16 protein-coding genes are annotated in these 17,793 nt (G+C 48.5%); 15 read left to right on the top strand and 1 reads right to left on the bottom strand.

Annotated features, from left to right (window positions below):
• The first annotated feature begins 860 nt into the window (after positions 1-860).
• From ABIE61_RS16530 to ABIE61_RS16505, 6 genes are all read left to right on the top strand, one after another.
• The gene (locus tag ABIE61_RS16530; RefSeq protein WP_354411489.1) at positions 861-2,165 is read left to right on the top strand and encodes an IS1380 family transposase; all 1,305 of its coding nucleotides are present in this window, start codon (positions 861-863) and stop codon (positions 2,163-2,165) included.
• Between the two features lie 308 nt (positions 2,166-2,473).
• A complete protein-coding gene (locus ABIE61_RS16525) occupies positions 2,474-2,920 on the top strand; it encodes a hypothetical protein (protein WP_354411487.1) in 447 nt (148 codons plus the stop codon).
• A gap of 4 nt (positions 2,921-2,924) precedes the next feature.
• Positions 2,925-3,380, top strand: a complete 456-nt coding sequence (locus tag ABIE61_RS16520) for a hypothetical protein (protein WP_354411485.1) — start codon at positions 2,925-2,927, stop codon at positions 3,378-3,380.
• A gap of 153 nt (positions 3,381-3,533) precedes the next feature.
• A complete protein-coding gene (locus ABIE61_RS16515) occupies positions 3,534-4,838 on the top strand; it encodes an IS1380 family transposase (protein WP_354411483.1) in 1,305 nt (434 codons plus the stop codon).
• Between the two features lie 644 nt (positions 4,839-5,482).
• A complete protein-coding gene (mobV, locus tag ABIE61_RS16510) occupies positions 5,483-6,925 on the top strand; it encodes a MobV family relaxase (RefSeq protein WP_354411481.1) in 1,443 nt (480 codons plus the stop codon).
• Positions 6,926-7,331: 406 nt separating this feature from the next.
• The gene (locus tag ABIE61_RS16505) at positions 7,332-8,891 is read left to right on the top strand and encodes a replication endonuclease (RefSeq protein ID WP_354411479.1); all 1,560 of its coding nucleotides are present in this window, start codon (positions 7,332-7,334) and stop codon (positions 8,889-8,891) included.
• A gap of 36 nt (positions 8,892-8,927) precedes the next feature.
• Here ABIE61_RS16505 and ABIE61_RS16500 read toward each other — a convergent pair whose 3' ends face one another.
• Complete coding sequence (locus ABIE61_RS16500) at positions 8,928-10,445, bottom strand: tyrosine-type recombinase/integrase (RefSeq protein WP_354411477.1); 1,518 nt, start codon at positions 10,443-10,445, stop codon at positions 8,928-8,930.
• A gap of 209 nt (positions 10,446-10,654) precedes the next feature.
• Between ABIE61_RS16500 and ABIE61_RS16495 the strand changes: the two genes are divergently transcribed.
• From ABIE61_RS16495 to tatC, 9 genes are all read left to right on the top strand, one after another.
• Positions 10,655-11,257 (top strand): c-type cytochrome, encoded by a 603-nt coding sequence (locus tag ABIE61_RS16495; RefSeq protein ID WP_206837934.1) that lies wholly within the window; start codon positions 10,655-10,657, stop codon positions 11,255-11,257.
• Between the two features lie 125 nt (positions 11,258-11,382).
• Positions 11,383-12,006 (top strand): thiol:disulfide interchange protein DsbA/DsbL, encoded by a 624-nt coding sequence (locus ABIE61_RS16490; RefSeq protein WP_091827466.1) that lies wholly within the window; start codon positions 11,383-11,385, stop codon positions 12,004-12,006.
• 122 nt (positions 12,007-12,128) lie between these two features.
• The gene (locus ABIE61_RS16485; protein WP_354411474.1) at positions 12,129-13,697 is read left to right on the top strand and encodes a GGDEF domain-containing protein; all 1,569 of its coding nucleotides are present in this window, start codon (positions 12,129-12,131) and stop codon (positions 13,695-13,697) included.
• Between the two features lie 37 nt (positions 13,698-13,734).
• Entirely contained in the window at positions 13,735-15,366 is a 1,632-nt protein-coding gene (gene ubiB / locus ABIE61_RS16480; RefSeq protein WP_354411471.1) for a ubiquinone biosynthesis regulatory protein kinase UbiB, read from the top strand.
• A gap of 76 nt (positions 15,367-15,442) precedes the next feature.
• Positions 15,443-15,853, top strand: a complete 411-nt coding sequence (gene hisI / locus ABIE61_RS16475) for a phosphoribosyl-AMP cyclohydrolase (protein ID WP_091827463.1) — start codon at positions 15,443-15,445, stop codon at positions 15,851-15,853.
• A complete protein-coding gene (locus ABIE61_RS16470; protein WP_091827462.1) occupies positions 15,846-16,178 on the top strand; it encodes a phosphoribosyl-ATP diphosphatase in 333 nt (110 codons plus the stop codon). Before hisI ends, ABIE61_RS16470 begins: the two co-directional genes overlap by 8 nt.
• 94 nt (positions 16,179-16,272) lie before the next feature.
• Positions 16,273-16,530, top strand: coding sequence for a Sec-independent protein translocase subunit TatA (gene tatA, locus ABIE61_RS16465; protein WP_091827461.1), 258 nt, complete (start codon positions 16,273-16,275; stop codon positions 16,528-16,530).
• Between the two features lie 11 nt (positions 16,531-16,541).
• On the top strand, positions 16,542-16,892 hold the full coding sequence (gene tatB, locus ABIE61_RS16460; RefSeq protein WP_354411467.1) for a Sec-independent protein translocase protein TatB: 351 nt from the start codon (positions 16,542-16,544) through the stop codon (positions 16,890-16,892).
• Positions 16,889-17,665, top strand: coding sequence for a twin-arginine translocase subunit TatC (gene tatC, locus ABIE61_RS16455; protein ID WP_091827459.1), 777 nt, complete (start codon positions 16,889-16,891; stop codon positions 17,663-17,665). Before tatB ends, tatC begins: the two co-directional genes overlap by 4 nt.
• Positions 17,666-17,793 lie beyond the last annotated feature (128 nt).

Here is a 17,793-nt window from a genome sequence, read left to right as displayed (position 1 = left end):
TGTCACACTAAACAATACTCATTCTACCACTCGCACCCAACAAACGTACACCACCACCATCCAGTAAGCCGGGGGCTGTACAGGGGGTGGAAGGCATTAGCAGCAACAAGCTATACCACCCCAATCAATAAACTTCCCGTCATCACAAAGCACACTAAAGGGGCCATTTGCAAAGGTTGGGCGGGGCTGTGCACAAGTACACCGGCAGCACTGGCCCTGTGCATAAAAATGGCATGCAGGTGCCAATCAGCTATATAACAAAATATTATATATAAAAGCTATCAATTAAGCGATCTATGATTATTGTTGCATGCCTTAAAGCGTCTACAGCCCTTATATTACGGGGCTTTATGTCGTTCAGCATTAATCATGCCAGATTTATTGTTGCAAATAACCTATATAACTAAAAGTAATATATAAAATGGCAACAATAAAAAATACACACCATGTCAATCATTAATGGTGTTTACATAAGCTTGGCCGGTGCAGTGCGCGTATATCCAGCCATAGCTCAATTTTAACCATTTTTAATAAAAACCAAAATAAATTAATGACAATTTTATATGTAAAGCGATGACAATTTTACCAAAAATCATGCATTAATTGTTTGCGCATTTTTGTGGAAGTTAGCAGCATTTAGCGGCTTTAAGCATACATATTAAAAGCATTTAGCGTTATTTTTTGAATCATGTTTTTAATAAAGTTTTGACATTTCTGAATATAAAGTTTTGACCATTTTAAACATAAACCTGAATCCGTGACTTCAAACCCTCACTGATTCCTTGTAGCCCTGTAATCATGGGGGGTGTAACGATAAAATGAAGCTCGCTATCGATTCACCCAGACAGTGAACTCTGACCATGCGTACCTTCAAGCTCGAACAGTCCAAAACCGAGGTCATTACACCTCACGGCGGCCTTGCCGTCGTCGGATATAGTCTCAATACGATGACCTCTCTGGCCAAGACTTCGCGGACCATCGTAAAACGCCACGGTATCTCTAACATCGACCTCATCCGTACCTATCTGGGGCTGATCTGTCTGGGCAAGAGCGACTTCGAAGCCGTTGAGCAGACACGCCATGATGACTTCTTCAAAGCCGCGATGGGAATCAAGCAATCACCTTCATCCGCCCGACTGCGTCAGCGATTCGATGAGGATGCCCAGGCACTGATTCCATTGCTGGATGAGGCCAGCGTCGAGTTCCTGCACAACGCTTCAATATCTGTCGGTACTCTCGTCACGGGCCATGTGCCGCTGGACATCGACGTATTCCCCATGGACAACAGCAACAGTAAAAAAGAGGGCGTGGCCTATACCTACAAAGGGCATGATGGCTACGCGCCCATTGCCGCCTACCTGGGCACTGAAGGCTGGTGTCTGGGCTGTGAACTGCGACCCGGCAACCAGCACGCCAACAAAGAGTTTATTCACACCCTCGACCGCGTACTGCCACGGGCTCGACACCTGACAGAGGCACCCCTGCTGGTGAGACTCGACAGCGCGCACGATGCCGCCGACAACCGTGCGTACTTTCGTGCCCATGGGGTGGACTATCTGATCAAGTGGAACCCCCGTTCGCAAGACGGACTGGCGTGGATGGACAAGGCTCATGCGGCTGGTGCACTCTGGTGTCATGTCCGACCCGGAAAAATGGAAACGTTGGTGAGCGAACCGCTGGATGGCACTGGCGACCGTCTGATCGTCAAAGTCACGGTGCGCCAGAGTGACGCCAAGGGGCAGATGTTTCTGGAACCTGAGGTCAGCCTTGAAGGCTGGACCACCTCACTCTCATCCGAGATCGCGGATGAGGCAACCGTCATGGCGCTGTATTGCGATCATGCTACCAGCGAACAGTTTCATAGTGAATTCAAAACCGACCTCGACCTGGAACGCCTGCCATCCGGTAAATTCGATACCAACGATCTGGTCATGGCGTTCGCCGTATTGGGGTACAACATCCTGCGCTGGATGGGTCAGCGGGCACTACTGGGGCCGGATGCGCCGGTCCGTCATTCAGCCAAGCGCCGGCGGCTGCGCACGGTCATGCAGGAACTGATGTATATGGCCTGCCGCCTGATCAGTAGCGGTCGTCAGCTTAGCCTGCGCTTTGGTCGTAACTGTCCGGGGTTCAAAGCGTTCAGTCGGGTGTATGGATCTGCCTGATCCGTCACCAGGCATCGACACATCCAGCAAGTGCCAGGTATGGCAGGATCGGGTGTGGCCACACCAATGGAGCTGGTTATAAAACATACAGGTAAAGTACCATGGACAGACCGGCGGCGCGCTTAAACACCGGTGTACGGTGGACGAAAGCACCTGGCTGAAGAGGCTTCGCGAGTTCAGCCCAGCAGAGCTGAATCTGCGTATGAAGTCACTGATTCAGGTTGAAAGTTAGACTGTATGCATACCCATAGTAAAAGACTTAAGATATAGTACAGGGATGGAATAATGGATCACATAAGGACTTTTTCATGAAACTTAAAGATTTAATGTTAATCCCTCTTATTAGTTGCTTTATCCCACTAATGGCGCATGGAGCTGATGTGGAAATAAAAGGTGTCTACCTCGGGATGTCTAAAGGCGACTACAATCAAGTGTTTGCCAAGCAGTGGACTGTTGCTACCCATGATGTGACAACAGTTACTCCACTTTGGAATCATGAAAAACTGCAAAGTTTCACAGCAGATTTCAAGGTTGGGGGGTTCGAAGATATATTAGCCGCAGTTAAGAAAAAATACCCAAATCTGACTTGTGTTTCTTCAAAAATGAATAACACTTTCGGTGCAACACTAAATCAAAAAACATGCACTTATAAAGAGCTTACATTGCAGCGTTACCTTAGTGAGAGATATTTTGGGATGAGTACCTTGATATTAGGAAAACCATCACCAACTAAAAAAGTTTTGAACGATATTTAATCAAATGTCTGACAAAAGCTTTAAGAACACTAAACTTCTCTTCCCTGACGGTCTTGAATTCGTAGAGAAAAGCAACGGGTCGATAATTGGATTTGATAAATATAAACCTGATAAATCGTATGCCGACCAAAGTGGTCAGATTACTCTTGTTATAGAATCTACAAGTACTGGTGACAGGAAAGTAGGTATAGGGGAGTTACTGCAAGCTGAAAAATACTTCTGTGATCATAATGTTTCTGGAACCCTAATATTTTCATTATCTGGGAGTTCGAATAACAGTCCAAGACCCAATACTCAGAAACAGTATTTACAACCATATTTTGACTTTCTAAAGCAACAGAATTCTAATATTGGCGTATACGAAATTTACCTTATATTAGAAAGTGATTTAAGAGCACTCGATTGGTATGTAATGAATGATGCCTTTAGAGAAAAAGCGGATAGAATTTCGAAAACATAATGAGGCAAAAGTTTATCCTAAACAATTGCCACAAACTGATTCCTGAATCCGTGACTTCAAACCCTCACTGATTCCTTGTAGCCCTGTAATCATGGGGGGTGTAACGATAAAATGAAGCTCGCTATCGATTCACCCAGACAGTGAACTCTGACCATGCGTACCTTCAAGCTCGAACAGTCCAAAACCGAGGTCATTACACCTCACGGCGGCCTTGCCGTCGTCGGATATAGTCTCAATACGATGACCTCTCTGGCCAAGACCTCGCGCACCCTCGTCAAACGCCACGGTATCTCTAACATCGATCTCATCCGTACCTATTTGGGGCTGATCTGTCTGGGCAAGAGCGACTTCGAAGCCGTTGAGCAGACACGCCATGATGACTTCTTCAAAGCCGCGATGGGAATCAAGCAATCACCTTCATCCGCCCGACTGCGTCAGCGATTCGATGAGGATGCCCAGGCACTGATTCCATTGCTGGATGAGGCCAGCGTCGAGTTCCTGCACAACGCTTCAATATCTGTCGGTACTCTCGTCACGGGCCATGTGCCGCTGGACATCGACGTATTCCCCATGGACAACAGCAACAGTAAAAAAGAGGGCGTGGCCTATACCTACAAAGGGCATGACGGCTACGCGCCCATTGCCGCCTACCTGGGCACTGAAGGCTGGTGTCTGGGCTGTGAACTGCGACCCGGCAACCAGCACGCCAACAAAGAGTTCATTCACACCCTCGACCGTGTACTGCCACGGGCTCGACACCTGACAGAGGCACCCCTGCTGGTGAGACTCGACAGCGCGCACGATGCCGCCGACAACCGTGCGTACTTTCGTGCCCATGGGGTGGACTATCTGATCAAGTGGAACCCCCGTTCGCAAGACGGACTGGCGTGGGTGGACAAGGCCCATGCGGCCGGTGCGCTCTGGTGCCATGTCCGACCCGGAAAAATGGAAACGTTGGTGAGCGAACCGCTGGATGGCACTGGCGACCGTCTGATCGTCAAAGTCACGGTGCGCCAGAGTGACGCCAAGGGGCAGATGTTTCTGGAACCTGAGGTCAGCCTTGAAGGCTGGACCACCTCACTCTCATCCGAGATCGCGGATGAGGCAACCGTCATGGCGCTGTATTGCGATCATGCCACCAGCGAACAGTTTCATAGTGAATTCAAAACCGACCTCGACCTGGAACGCCTGCCATCCGGTAAATTCGATACCAACGATCTGATCATGGCGTTCGCCGTATTGGGGTACAACATCCTGCGCTGGATGGGTCAGCGGGCACTACTGGGGCCGGATGCGCCGGTCCGTCATTCAGCCAAGCGCCGGCGGCTGCGCACGGTCATGCAGGAACTGATGTATATGGCCTGCCGCCTGATCAGTAGCGGTCGTCAGCTTAGCCTGCGCTTTGGTCGTAACTGTCCGGGGTTCAAAGCGTTCAGTCGGGTGTATGGATCTGCCTGATCCGTCACCAGGCATCGACACATCCAGCAAGTGCCAGGTATGGCAGGATCGGGTGTGGCCACACCAATGGAGCTGGTTATAAAACATACAGGTAAAGTACCATGGACAGACCGGCGGCGCGCTTAAACACCGGTGTACGGTGGACGAAAGCACCTGGCTGAAGAGGCTTCGCGAGTTCAGCCCAGCAGAGCTGAATCTGCGTATGAAGTCACTGATTCAGGATAAATTTTTGACAATTTTATAGAAAGAATAACATGACTAGAAATGCAAAAAAAAAAGGCATATGTGCATATACGCGCACTGCACCAGCAAAGCTTATAAAATGACTATTTTGCGGTGTTTTATACCAATGAATGCAAATGCTTTAAATGCTTCCCCACCCCCGTCAAGTAAATATTTTATTGACATCAATAAATAACCACCACTAAACTAAATCACGAGCTATAATTAAAAGAGCGGAACTCACTCCGCCCTCAAACAAGTTTGAGGGCTGCATTCGCTCCGCTTCTTATATTACTTGCGTAACATAAGAGCTTCGAAAAGCAAAAGCGCCACCCTCCCCTTATGTTGTAATATAAAGGGGGCGGAAAGGTGGCTAAACACATACACAAAAGAGGTTTTATTGATGTCAAGGATGAATACAAATGGCTACAGCAATCATGCGACTGGCGGGCACAAAGCACAAAACAACGGCAGGCGGAAAAACTGGGGGTAGCGGCTCCCTCGGCGGTTACGATAAACATAATGATCGCACATATGATTCCCCCCATGCTGACCCCACTTTAACCCAGTATAACTATCACGTTATCGGGTCTGGTAATACCCACCAAGACTTTATCGATCATTGCGTAAATCACGACATTGACCCTGAAAAACCATGCAGGCAAAAAGATCAAATATACGCATTTGACGCCATGTTTACAGCGTCCCCGGACTTTTGGCAGCACGATCAAAATTTGGCTCACGGATGGGATCAAAAACAGATTGATCAGTTTGTTGATGGGGTTCAGAGCTTTTTGAATAAAGAGTTTCCCGGTCAGTGTATATCGCTCGAAGTCCACCTCGATGAAACGTCCCCCCATATACATGCCATGTTAGTGCCTACTATCGAGCGAACCAATAAAAAGACAGGGGAGCATGAGCACGTCATAAGTTATAAAGATGTGCTCGGTGGGTCCAAATTCCAGCTGTCTGATATGCAGAATTCATATCATGATCATGTAAAACATTTAGGGCTGGAGCGCGGTACTGTCGGTAGTAAAGCAAAACACCAAAAGCCCGGACGTTATTACAGCGAGCAAGCAGCAAAAGAAGAAAAGGCATTGGAAGCCGCCAGAGAAGCTGCTGAGCAAGCAAAGAATACTATTGATAAGGCTCCATCATCCCTGACTCAAAAAGCCAAAGAAGCGCTTACTGGAAGCTATCAAGAGAAGCTTAAAGAACTGATTGATGCACAGTCAAAACTGATCGCTTCAAAACAACAGGAGCTAAATACTGTAAAAGCTGATTTAACAGCGCGTGTTGCAGCTGCGGAGGGTAGAGCGGAAAAGGAGCGTATACGAGCAAATACAGCACAAAAGGACATTGAACAGTCAATGCGTCCGGGTGTTTTTACCCGCATTAAAAACAAGTACATGGAGCTTAAAAAAGAGCTGAAAGAAAAGACAGCTCAAGTGCTAAAACTGTCCAAACGACTCGAAGAAAAAGATAAAGAGATCAAACGAGCTAACGATATTGCTGATCATTATCGCGAGCGAGCTATGCAATTCGAAGCCCAAGTACTTGATCAAAATAAGTCGTTTAATGAGATTTATGGAGCGAAATTACAAAAGCTTGAGGACGAGGTACGAGCAGCTCAGGAGCGGGAATTGCAGCTAATTATGCTAGCCCATACCGCTGCTCTGGATTCGCCTGACCCCGGCATTAGTACATATATAAACAGCGAAATATCACGTATTGAAAAATATGACGCTGAAGCTGTACGCAAAGAGCGTGAAGAGCCGGAACCTGAACCTATAAAAATAACCCGCAGAGAGCCTGTACACCAACAGCGAAACCATGAGTATGACCGGGGGTTTTCACGATGAGTATAACATTCAAAAAGCACGAGCTATGCTCCGGTGTTTACCATGTTTTAGTAAAAAAGAATGATGAGATAATAGCCGAGGCTAGAACAATAAAATGCGATGAAATAGAAGGAAATTTCGTGGATTTGTATTATTGCACAGAGCGTAAAATGAGAAATAAACTGATTTTTAAGCTAGAAAAAATATAAATGGGTGCTATAATCGGGAAATATAAGTAAATAAAGCGACCTTGCCGGGCCGCTTTATTGAAAGGTACAGGAGAGAGCTGCACCATGAATTTAAGTTAATTATAGCAAGTATATTACGCATGTAAACACTTACTAACAAAAAATCATAAATAACTTATCCACAGCTCTCATCCTGTACTTCATTCATAAATGGAGTTTTAAAATGTACAGGATGTTCCATGCAATACTTACAACCCATAAACTACGCCAGCAGCAACTATTACGTAAAATATGCACGTAAACACCACGTTGTATGCCCGCCTAATCCACAATTTATTAACAATGTTGCAAACGCCGATGACCAGCAATTAAACCGTATTGCGGCACGTATGGCCAGCTGGGGGGAGGGTCGCGAGCACATTATACCAGCAATAATAAATAGCCCGTACACAGCATGGCTTAAAAACCCTAAAGCCCTGCTTAACCGCCAAACCAAATTTAAAAGCATACTGAAAACGCTTAAAACCCTGCGTGGTTACTATTTGGAGCAATACGCATTTTATAATAAGCAAGTTGGCGATGTTAAAGCTAAAAAAGCACTATACCAGTATGTAAGCGAAGCCATAGCTGCAAACCGCCGCAAAACCATCGAAAATAATGAGCTATACCTCGAAAAAACCGAAATATACATGCATGGCCCCAGCGGTGTGCACAAGTTTGCACTTGCCGATGTAGCACCAACAGCCGCTGACAAAAAGGCCGAAATCTGGACGGATATGCTACTAATTCAGCGAATGGCGGACGAACAAGGCATGGAGCAAGTATTACTTACCGAAACAGCCCTGCCGCAGTACCACAGCAACCCCACAAAAGGCCGTTGCAGCTATAATGGGGCATCAAGCCGACAGGCCCTAAAGTGGATACAAGATAATGTACACAGGGTTATATACAAGCGTGCAAAAGCGGCTGGTATTAACTTAATGGGGTTTGCCGTGCCTGAACCACACAAGGACGGATGCCCGCATTTACACGTTGCCTTATTTGTGCCGCCCGATAAGCTAAATCGGTTTATAAGCATAGTGAACGATGTAAGAGCCGAAATAAGCTCTGAATATGGCATAAATTATAGCTTGGACCTTAGGTTAAAAACCGATCTTGAGAACGAGCAGGAACCGGCCCAAGCCGCGAGCTACGTGATGAAATACGTTATAAAAAGCTTCGACGATCCGGAAATAGGGGCATGGTATAGCCGCGATTGTGGGGGCGAAATACGCCGCTGCAACCGCATTGGGTTACAAGGGTTTAAAAGTAAGTTTAACTACCTGTACAAAATGCGTAAACAGCTGATTAAACACCCTATTAAGCTACTGCGAGAGCTTGGCGAAATGCTATGCAGCGATATGCAGTTAAGTGCCAAAAAGTATGCGTTTTTTAACCATTTTAATCCATATTTGAAAGGCGTTTATATTGAGGACGAAAACGGCAACAAACGGTTTAGCCATGTAACCCACAACCACGATGGCGGAGATATAGTTATTGTTAACTTAAACCGCATCCTTGACCCTAATAATAAGAACGACAAAGAACTTATTAATAAGCACGAGAATGGTGAAAAACAGGCTGAAACAACAGTAAATACAGGGACTGAGCATAAACAAGAGCTGGACGGACTGACAATTAATGTATGTTATTCAAGCGAGGCCGGAGCTTCGCCCGACCTCGTTATAACATCTGAAATCAATGATTTTTGGTCTGATTTTGATGATGATGAAGAGCAAATAAACTTACTCGACATCTAAAAACGATCAAAAAATAAACAGTAAAACAAGCAGCGACTACTGGTCGCTTTTCGTGTTTGTTTTGCGTGTGTACTTTTTGCGCTTTTTAGGTACTGTAAGCACATTAACAAGCGTTAAACAGTACTTATTAGCTATAAAATCAACGACTTCCAGCATTGATTTTAATTCCATGGAAAGCTCAGTTTTACTATACACGCTGCGGCCAGTTTTCTGACTTGCATGGCCCATCACTTTTTCAACAGTGGGCTCATGCAACTCCTTATAATCGCACAACCCACGGAACATATGCCGAGCTGAGTGTGTTACGTATTCAGGACCAAAACCATGATTATTGCGAAGCTGATAAATAAATGCGCGGCTTGCAGTTGTGCCCCGGTTTGCTTTCTTCGATTTGGGCTCATTTATACCAAAAAACAAAGCTGATCCTTGCTTTTTTAATGCCTGTTTATGCAAGTCCGTGATAATGGGAACCAAGCATGTTGGCACTGGAACACGACGTTTACTGTTTTCCGTTTTAACTTTTTTACGCTTTGCTTTAAACTCCTCTGATTCCGTAGGGTCTTCATCTTCATTGTTAATGTCGATATACAAAATACCCTCATGCTTAATAACATCCTTTGTTTCCAGTTGCCCTATTTCGCCAACTCGCGCACCAGTCATAAAGCACAAAACAACGACTATCCGAGCCTGATAATCCATCATTGTCAGCGCTTCGCAGATGGCTGGCATGTGCTTTTGCTCAAAGGGCCAACGTTCCTGTTTTTCTGAATTAACGATTTTAGAACCCAGCGCCTTGAGCTTTGGCAAATCAACGAGTTTTCGAGCCTTTAAGTAATCTACAAAAGCATTAACTTGAGCCACTTCATTGTTAATACTGCTTGCAACAAGTTCAGTCTTTTTACGTAAAGTTAATACATAATCAAGATGTTTATCATAATCAATTTCATGCAAGTACTTCACGCACATGAAGTCATGCCATCGCATAAGCATGCGCTTATAATTAACAAGCGTTTCGGCTGTTACTTCCTTTGTCAGCACAAGACTGTCGAGATACTTTTCTATATGTTCAATTATAGTTAGGTTGCCGCTGTCAACTGGGCCACCCCCGCCCCCGCCGCACGACATAAGCTCTCGATATGCCATTAAAGCTTCAATCTCTTTTTTGACATCGCCGCCGTAATCGAACACCGGATTGCCATTTTCGTCAATCGTAATAAGGGATTTGGGGCGAGAAGGCGGCTTTATAAGCACCTCGAAATTATTAGTAACAAAGCTGTATGCAGCACCGGCCCCGGCCCTTGGGCGTTTTTTAACGGCCCTTTTGACCTTCTTTACAATCTCTTCTCTATCTCTTTCGGCATCCATAACTTCGCGATCCAATACAGTTACCAAGTAGCGTGCAAGTGCTGGGTCAGCGGTCCTCAGCGAACATTGAACGATAGTTGAATGCACACGCTTTTTGTAGTGGTAAACGCCGTTGCGCTGTATAGTATGCGCAACTGGCGGCAGTCCAATGTGTGACGTATTGTGTGACGCTTTGTGTGACTTTTCCATTGTGCCTACCAATTTGATCGGTAAGCCATTGTTTTTAAAGTGATTTCACAACCGGCAACACAACGGTTTATAATGCCGCCAATTTTACCCGCGAACCGAGTCTGTCTCCAGTCAGGGTAATAGTGGAAATTGGCCGTTTACTGCTGTTTTACTGCAAAATCAGCGGTAGATTAAAACACATTTCGTCAAGCAAGAGTCTGGGTTAGTCAATGAACAAACTACTGATCAGCTTACTGGTAAGCATCGGTATCACCGGCGTCGCGCATGCGGCAGGTGATGCAACTGCAGGCCAGGGCAAGACAGCCGTATGTACTGCCTGTCACAGCACCGATGGTAACAGCGTCGTGGGTAACTTCCCAAAACTGGCTGGGCAAGGTGAAAAATATCTGCTCAAGCAGATGCTCGAAATCAAAAGCGGTGTACGTTCCGTGCCGGAAATGACCGGTATGCTGGATAACCTCAATGAACAGGACTTGGCTGATATTGCGGCGTTCTTCGCCAGCAAGAAAGTTCAGCTGGGGCAGGCTGCAGCAGACCAGGTTGAAGCGGGTCAGAAAATATGGCGCGCCGGTGTTGCAGATAAGGGCGTAGCAGCCTGTACTGCCTGCCACGGCCCCAACGGCAAGGGGATTGACTCTGCGGCTTACCCGTCGCTGAGCGGCCAGCACGCCCAGTATGTTGAGTCTACGCTGAAGAAGTTTGCCAGCGGTGATCGTAACAACGATCCGGCCAACATGATGCGCGATATTGCATCCAAGATGAGCGAAGCGGAAATGAAAGCGGTTTCCCAGTACGTTCAGGGCCTGCACTAAGCGGCAGGTGTTGCGTCCAGTCTGATCAAAAAGGCAGCATAGGCTGCCTTTTTTGTTGAGCATGAAACTTATTCAGGCTTGTCGAGGTCACTATCCGACAAGATGCCAGCTCTGGGAGAATTGAAATGTTGAAAAAGCTGTTGCTGACAGCATCGCTGTCTTTGTTTGCCGCACTGTCCTGGGCTCAGGACTATCGCGAAGGTGAGCACTATTTCGCTCTGTCTCATCCGGTCAAAACGGTCGCGGATGATAAGGTAGAAGTGGTTGAGGCCTTCGGGTATGCCTGTCCTCACTGCAACACCTTTGAACCTATGTTGGCTCACTGGCGCGAACAGCAGGCTGATGATGTTGCTTTCGTTGGTCTGCCTGTGGTGTTTGGTCGCAGCTGGGAGCCGCTGGCGCGGGCCTATTATGTTGCCGAATTGAGCGATAAAGTTAAAGAAACGCACCAGCCAATGTTTGATGCAATCCACCTTCAGCGCAAGCGTTTCAGCAGTGTGGAAGCGCTGGCTGAGTTTTATGCTACCTTGGGTATTGAGAAGGAAGAATTCACGAAGCTTTATGACTCCTTTGCCGTTAACATGAAACTCAAGCAGGGAGACTCTAAGCTGCGTGGCTATGAAATTACCGGTGTTCCGGCCATGGTTGTGAATGGCAAGTACCGTGTAAGTGCTGCTTCAGCCGGGGGGCACAAGGAAATGCTTGAGGTCGTGGATTATCTGGTTGAGCGCGAACGCTCGGCACTCTGATTCAGGTCATGCCGCAACACCAAAAACCGCCTTTTGCAGGCGGTTTTTTCGTTTCCATTCAGAAACGCAAGGTAATATGCTGTAGCTCAGAAGCGTAGATTGTCTTGTGGTGAGGAAAGTGAGTGTCTGACCAGGAAAACTGGAAGCGCAAATATACGGAGTTGACGCTCGAAGTTGAGCGGCAGCAGCAGTCTGATGCCCGTATCAAAAGTGAGCTTACTGCACTGGTCGAGCACATGGCACTGGGCCTGCAGGGCAATGGGTCTGAACTTGACAGCGAACTTGCTTCCCTTCTGACTTCACTGAAGTCACAGAATACTGAACGTGTGGCATCGTTGTCACGTCAGGTCCGTAAAAGCGTCAAGCAACTGGATCAGGATCGGCACGGAGTCTCCGACAGCCTTGCCAAGGTGCTGCGCCGCTGGAGCCAGCAGCTGCGTCGGGTCAATAAGGTTCCTTCTGTCGATAATCTTCTGGGCAACGTTGAAAACCGTATCCCTGATGCAGTCGAGCGTCTGTACAAGCTATCTGATTTGCTGATGGACCTGGTCGAGCTGCAAAATGGCATGCTGGTGAGTAACGCAACCTCTGGCTCCCCTGAAAATGATTTTGAACTGAACGCTGATGCGGGCCAGGATATTGATATGCTCCGTGCCAGTGTCGCATCGGAGATGCTGCAGTTGCTTGAAGCATTGCAGGTGCCGGCAGAGGGTGTTGAACGTGCTCGGAACCTGGTATGTCAGCTCGAGGAAGGGCTGGAACTGGAGCAGTTGCCTGAGATGCTGTCTACAGTGGTTGAGCTGGTACGTCTTGCAGGAGGAAACACTCAGGAAGATTTTGAAAATTACCTGCTGACGTTGAACTCCCAGCTCTCGTATGTACAACAGTTTCTGGAAGAAAGTCGAACTGATGAGGCGCAGGCGGTGCAGGCGCATCATCAGCTGGACTCGACGGTGCGTCGTGACGTACGCAACATTCATCTTACGGTGAAAGAGTCCGAGGACCTCAACCTGCTGAAGCAGAGTGTTGCCCGGCAGTTGGCCTCTATCGTGCGTACCATGGACAGCTACCGACAGCAGGAGCAGGCGCGCGAAGACCGTCTGAACCGGCGTTATGATGACTTGCTGCACAAGGTTAAGCAGATGGAAGTCGAGACCAGTAAGGTCAAGGCAAGGATGAAAGAGGAGCAACTGCGTGCGCGCACGGACCCCCTGACCGGTCTGCCGAACAGAACTGCCTATGAGCAGCATCTGGAATCGGAGATGGATCGCTGGCGACGCTATCAAACACGGTTTTCCCTTGCTGTCGGAGATATCGATTTTTTCAAGAGAATCAATGATGATTTGGGGCACCTTGCCGGAGACAGAGTGTTACGCCTTGTAACCAAGGTGTTGATGCATAATCTGCGCAGCACTGATTTTATTGCCCGTTTTGGCGGTGAAGAGTTTGTTATTCTGTTTCCCTCAACCAGTGCCGATGAGGCCTACCGTGCCACCGAGAAGTTGCGTCAGGCCATTGCCGACAGCCCCTTCAACTTCAAGGGTGAGCGGGTTGAAGTCAGTATCTCCTTTGGTGTCGCTGAGGTTGCCTCCGAAGATGACGCAGAAAATCTGTTTACACGTGCGGACCAGGCACTTTATCGAGCCAAGCAACAGGGCCGAAACCAGACACAGCTGGCCACGACAGGGTAGAATGGAGCTTTTCGTCAACCACGGGATATCCTGAGCTGTGCGGACCGTATTGCGCTCATTGAAGATCGCCTGGATCTTCTCTTACTATCGTCTCGACACGTTTTTCAATCAGCCACTGTTGCCCTGGTATGTGAGGGCTCTGTTCTGGCTACTCCCATCCCGCTACCTTATTCCTGCACGCCACCCGCAGGCGGAACGTTTGCGCCTGGCGCTTGAGGCATTGGGGCCGGTGTTCATCAAGTTTGGTCAGATGCTGTCTACGCGTCGAGATCTGCTACCGGATGACATCGCACAGGAACTCTCAAAACTACAGGACCGGGTACCGCCTTTCTCCGGTCAGTTGGCGCAGAAGATAATCGAGCGTGAATTGAAGCGACCTGTTACGGAGATTTTCTCATCATTCAGTGTAGAGCCAATGGCATCTGCCTCGGTGGCGCAGGTACATGCGGCGACACTGAATGATGGCAAGGCGGTTGTAGTCAAGGTGATACGCCCCGGTATCAGCAGCGTTATCCGTCAAGATGTGGCGCTGCTGTATCTGCTGGCGCGGTTGATGCAGGCGATCTGGTCTGAAGGGCGCCGGCTGCGCCCTGTCGAGGTGGTGCATGAGTATGAACAGACCATTTTCGACGAACTGGATTTACGCAAGGAAGCAGCCAACGGGTCGCAGCTGAGACGCAACTTTGATGACTCTGACATCTTGTATGTGCCCGAAATATTCTGGGATTACACCCGCCAGCAAGTTCTGGTGATGGAGCGTATACAGGGGGTCCCTGTTGCTGATGTGGCACAGCTGCGGGTGCAGGGGACTGACATGAAACTGCTGGCAGAGCGTGGCGTGGAGATCTTTTTCACGCAAGTATTCCGTGACAGCTTTTTCCATGCCGACATGCACCCGGGCAATATTTTCGTATCACGGGATAATCCGGCCAATCCACAATATATTGCCGTAGACTTTGGCATCATCGGCTCACTCAATGCCGAGGATCAAAACTATCTGGCACGTAATATTCTCGCTTTTTTTAAGCGCGACTATCGGCAGGTTGCGCAGTTGCACATCGACTCAGGCTGGGTGCCGAGAGATACTAACGTGCATGCGTTCGAGACAGCGATCCGCAGCGTTTGTGAGCCGATTTTTGAGAAGCCGCTGAAGGATATATCTTTTGGTATGGTGCTGCTGGGGCTGTTTCAGACCGCACGTCGCTTCAATATGGAAGTTCAGCCGCAGCTGGTATTGTTGCAGAAGACCCTGCTTAATATTGAAGGGCTGGGGCGCCAACTCTACCCTGACCTCGACCTTTGGCAGACCGCCAAGCCGTTTCTGGAAAACTGGATGCAGCAGCGGATGGGCGTTAAGGCAGCCTATCAAAGCATCAAGCAACAGGCGCCGGAATGGTTGGAAAAAATGCCCCACTTACCCCAGCTGGTGTATGACAGCCTGCAACAACTCAAACTTGGTTCCGAGAACAATGAGGGGCTGCAACTCAAGCTTCAGCAACAGCGGGTACGGGATGAACAACGTAAAAGACGTTATCTGCTGACGGGGATAACCCTACTGGCTGCCGCGACGGTGACTGCACTGCCAGCATTGCAACAAAGCCTACAGGATCTGCCTTGGTATGCGCTGCTAGCGGGGGGCTGCGGCTGGCTGTTGATCTGGCGAGCCTGAGGCTGCTGGTTCAGGTCGTCACGATCAGTTATGCTTCGACGCTTCCAATTCAATCGGAACAGTACAGAGAGGCATCATGTCTGCAGACTGGCTTGAGCAGATCAAGTGGGACGAAAAGGGCCTGATCCCGGCCATCGCCCAGGACTTCAGAACCGGGCGCATCCTGATGGTGGCCTGGATGAATGAAGAGGCGCTGCAGTTGACGGTGTCCGAACAGCGAGCCATCTATTGGTCGCGCTCGCGCAACAGGCTTTGGCGCAAGGGTGAAGAATCCGGACATGTGCAGAAACTGCATGAACTTAGACTGGACTGTGACGGGGACGTGATTCTGCTCAGTGTTGAACAGTTGGGCGACATCGCCTGTCATACCGGTCGTGAGAGCTGCTTCTATCGTGTACTGCGCAATGGCACAGAATGGGAAACCGTTGATGCCGTACGCAAGGATCCGAATCAAATCTATACCAGCAAAGGCTCGCATGATGAGTGATGTGCTTGATCAACTACAACAGGTGCTTGAGGCTCGTAAGCAGGCGGATGCCGAAACTTCCTATGTGGCATCTCTGCATGCCAAGGGACTCAACAAAATTCTGGAAAAAGTCGGTGAAGAAAGTGTCGAAACGATACTGGCTGCCAAGGATGCCGGCCTCAGCGGTGACAATACCGATCTGATCTATGAAACCGCAGACCTCTGGTTCCATACACTGGTGATGCTGTCACATCTGGGAGAGAGTCATACGGCTGTACTGCAGGAGTTGGCACGTCGTTTTGATCTTTCAGGTCTGGAAGAGAAGGCCTCGCGAGGCAAACAATAAACATTAAAACCGTTTCAGCTGCGGGCTGTAACGGTGCTATAAGATATGACTGATATATTCACTACAGTGAATCTTTACAACCGCGGGAGGTAATATGCTCGGTGGAATCAGTATTTGGCAGCTGTTGATCGTTCTGGTAATCATCATTCTGCTGTTTGGCACCAAAAAACTGCGCAATATCGGTGGTGATCTGGGTGGAGCCCTGAAAAGCTTTAAGAAGGCCGTGAATGAGGATGATTCAGGTAAGAGCGACAGTGAAGCCGAGCAGAAAAAGATCTCGGCCGAGCAGGATGCTCAGTTCAAAGAGTCTGAAAAAACTGAGACCAAATCCGACAGCAAGTCAGACAAGTAAGCTGACGGCAGATGTTTGATATCGGTTTCTTTGAACTTCTGGTCATAGGTGTTGTTGCGCTGCTGGTGCTGGGTCCTCAGCGTCTGCCGATGGCCGCACGCACCTGCGGCCTGTGGCTGGGGCGTCTGCGACGTACCGTTGGCTCCATCCAGAGTGAGATCAGGGAAGAGCTCAGAATGGAAGAGCTGAAGCGGACAACGGCGATCGAAAAAGAGCAGCTCGAGCGAGAGCTGCGGGAGATGAGCCAACCATTTTCAGACTCGCCTTTTGAAACCGGCACCGCCGATAACGCCAAAGATTCAGGCGAGGCCGGTATTAATACAGATGAAAGTAAAACCAGTGACAAGAAAGAGACACCATGAGCGTGGATCACTCTGATCAGGAACAACCATTGATTGCCCATCTGGTGGAGCTTCGTCAACGACTGCTTTACAGCGTCCTGGCGATACTGGTGATTTTTCTCGGTCTGTTCTACTTTGCCAACGACCTCTATACGTGGATTTCCGCGCCATTGACAGCCTTGCTGCCGCAAGGCACAAGCATGATCGCAACGGATGTGACCTCTCCTTTCTTTGCGCCATTCAAGCTGACACTTGTGGCATCAGCTTTCATTGCCATGCCCTTCCTTTTGCATCAGGCCTGGAGCTTCATTGCGCCTGGCTTGTACAAGCATGAAAAGCGTCTAGCCATTCCATTGCTGATTTCGAGCATCCTGCTGTTCTATATGGGTATCGCGTTTGCGTACTATGTGGTGTTTCCGATCATCTTCGGTTTCTTTACCAGTGTAGGGCCTGAAAATATTGCGGTAATGACCGATATAAGCAGCTATCTCAATTTTGTCCTCAAACTGTTTTTTGCTTTCGGCATCGTCTTTGAAATACCCGTGGCTACCCTGCTGCTGTTATGGTCTGGTGCTGTGACGGTCAAAAGCCTAAAAGAGAAGCGTGCCTATGTCGTCGTCGGCTGTTTTGTTCTTGGCATGCTGCTGACTCCGCCCGATATAATTTCCCAGAGCCTGCTGGCTGTTCCGATGTGGCTGCTGTTTGAACTTGGCATACTGCTTGGAACCATACTGGTTCGGAAGCCGGATGAAGCTGAGGATGAAAGTGATTCCGCGGCTGATCCTAATAAGTAGTGTTATTACACCCAAAACAACAACAGGCGCTCTGGCGCCTGTTGTTGTTTTGGGGTGGGGCAATGCCGGTTTTCATCTTTCTGAAACTTTTTTACAGACAGGTGTTGACTCCCTCAGTGGTGTCTGTA

Source organism: Marinobacterium sp. MBR-111, assembly GCF_040547585.1.
Lineage (GTDB): Bacteria > Pseudomonadota > Gammaproteobacteria > Pseudomonadales > Balneatricaceae > Marinobacterium > Marinobacterium iners.
This window is presented reverse-complemented; position numbering and strand designations above follow the sequence as displayed.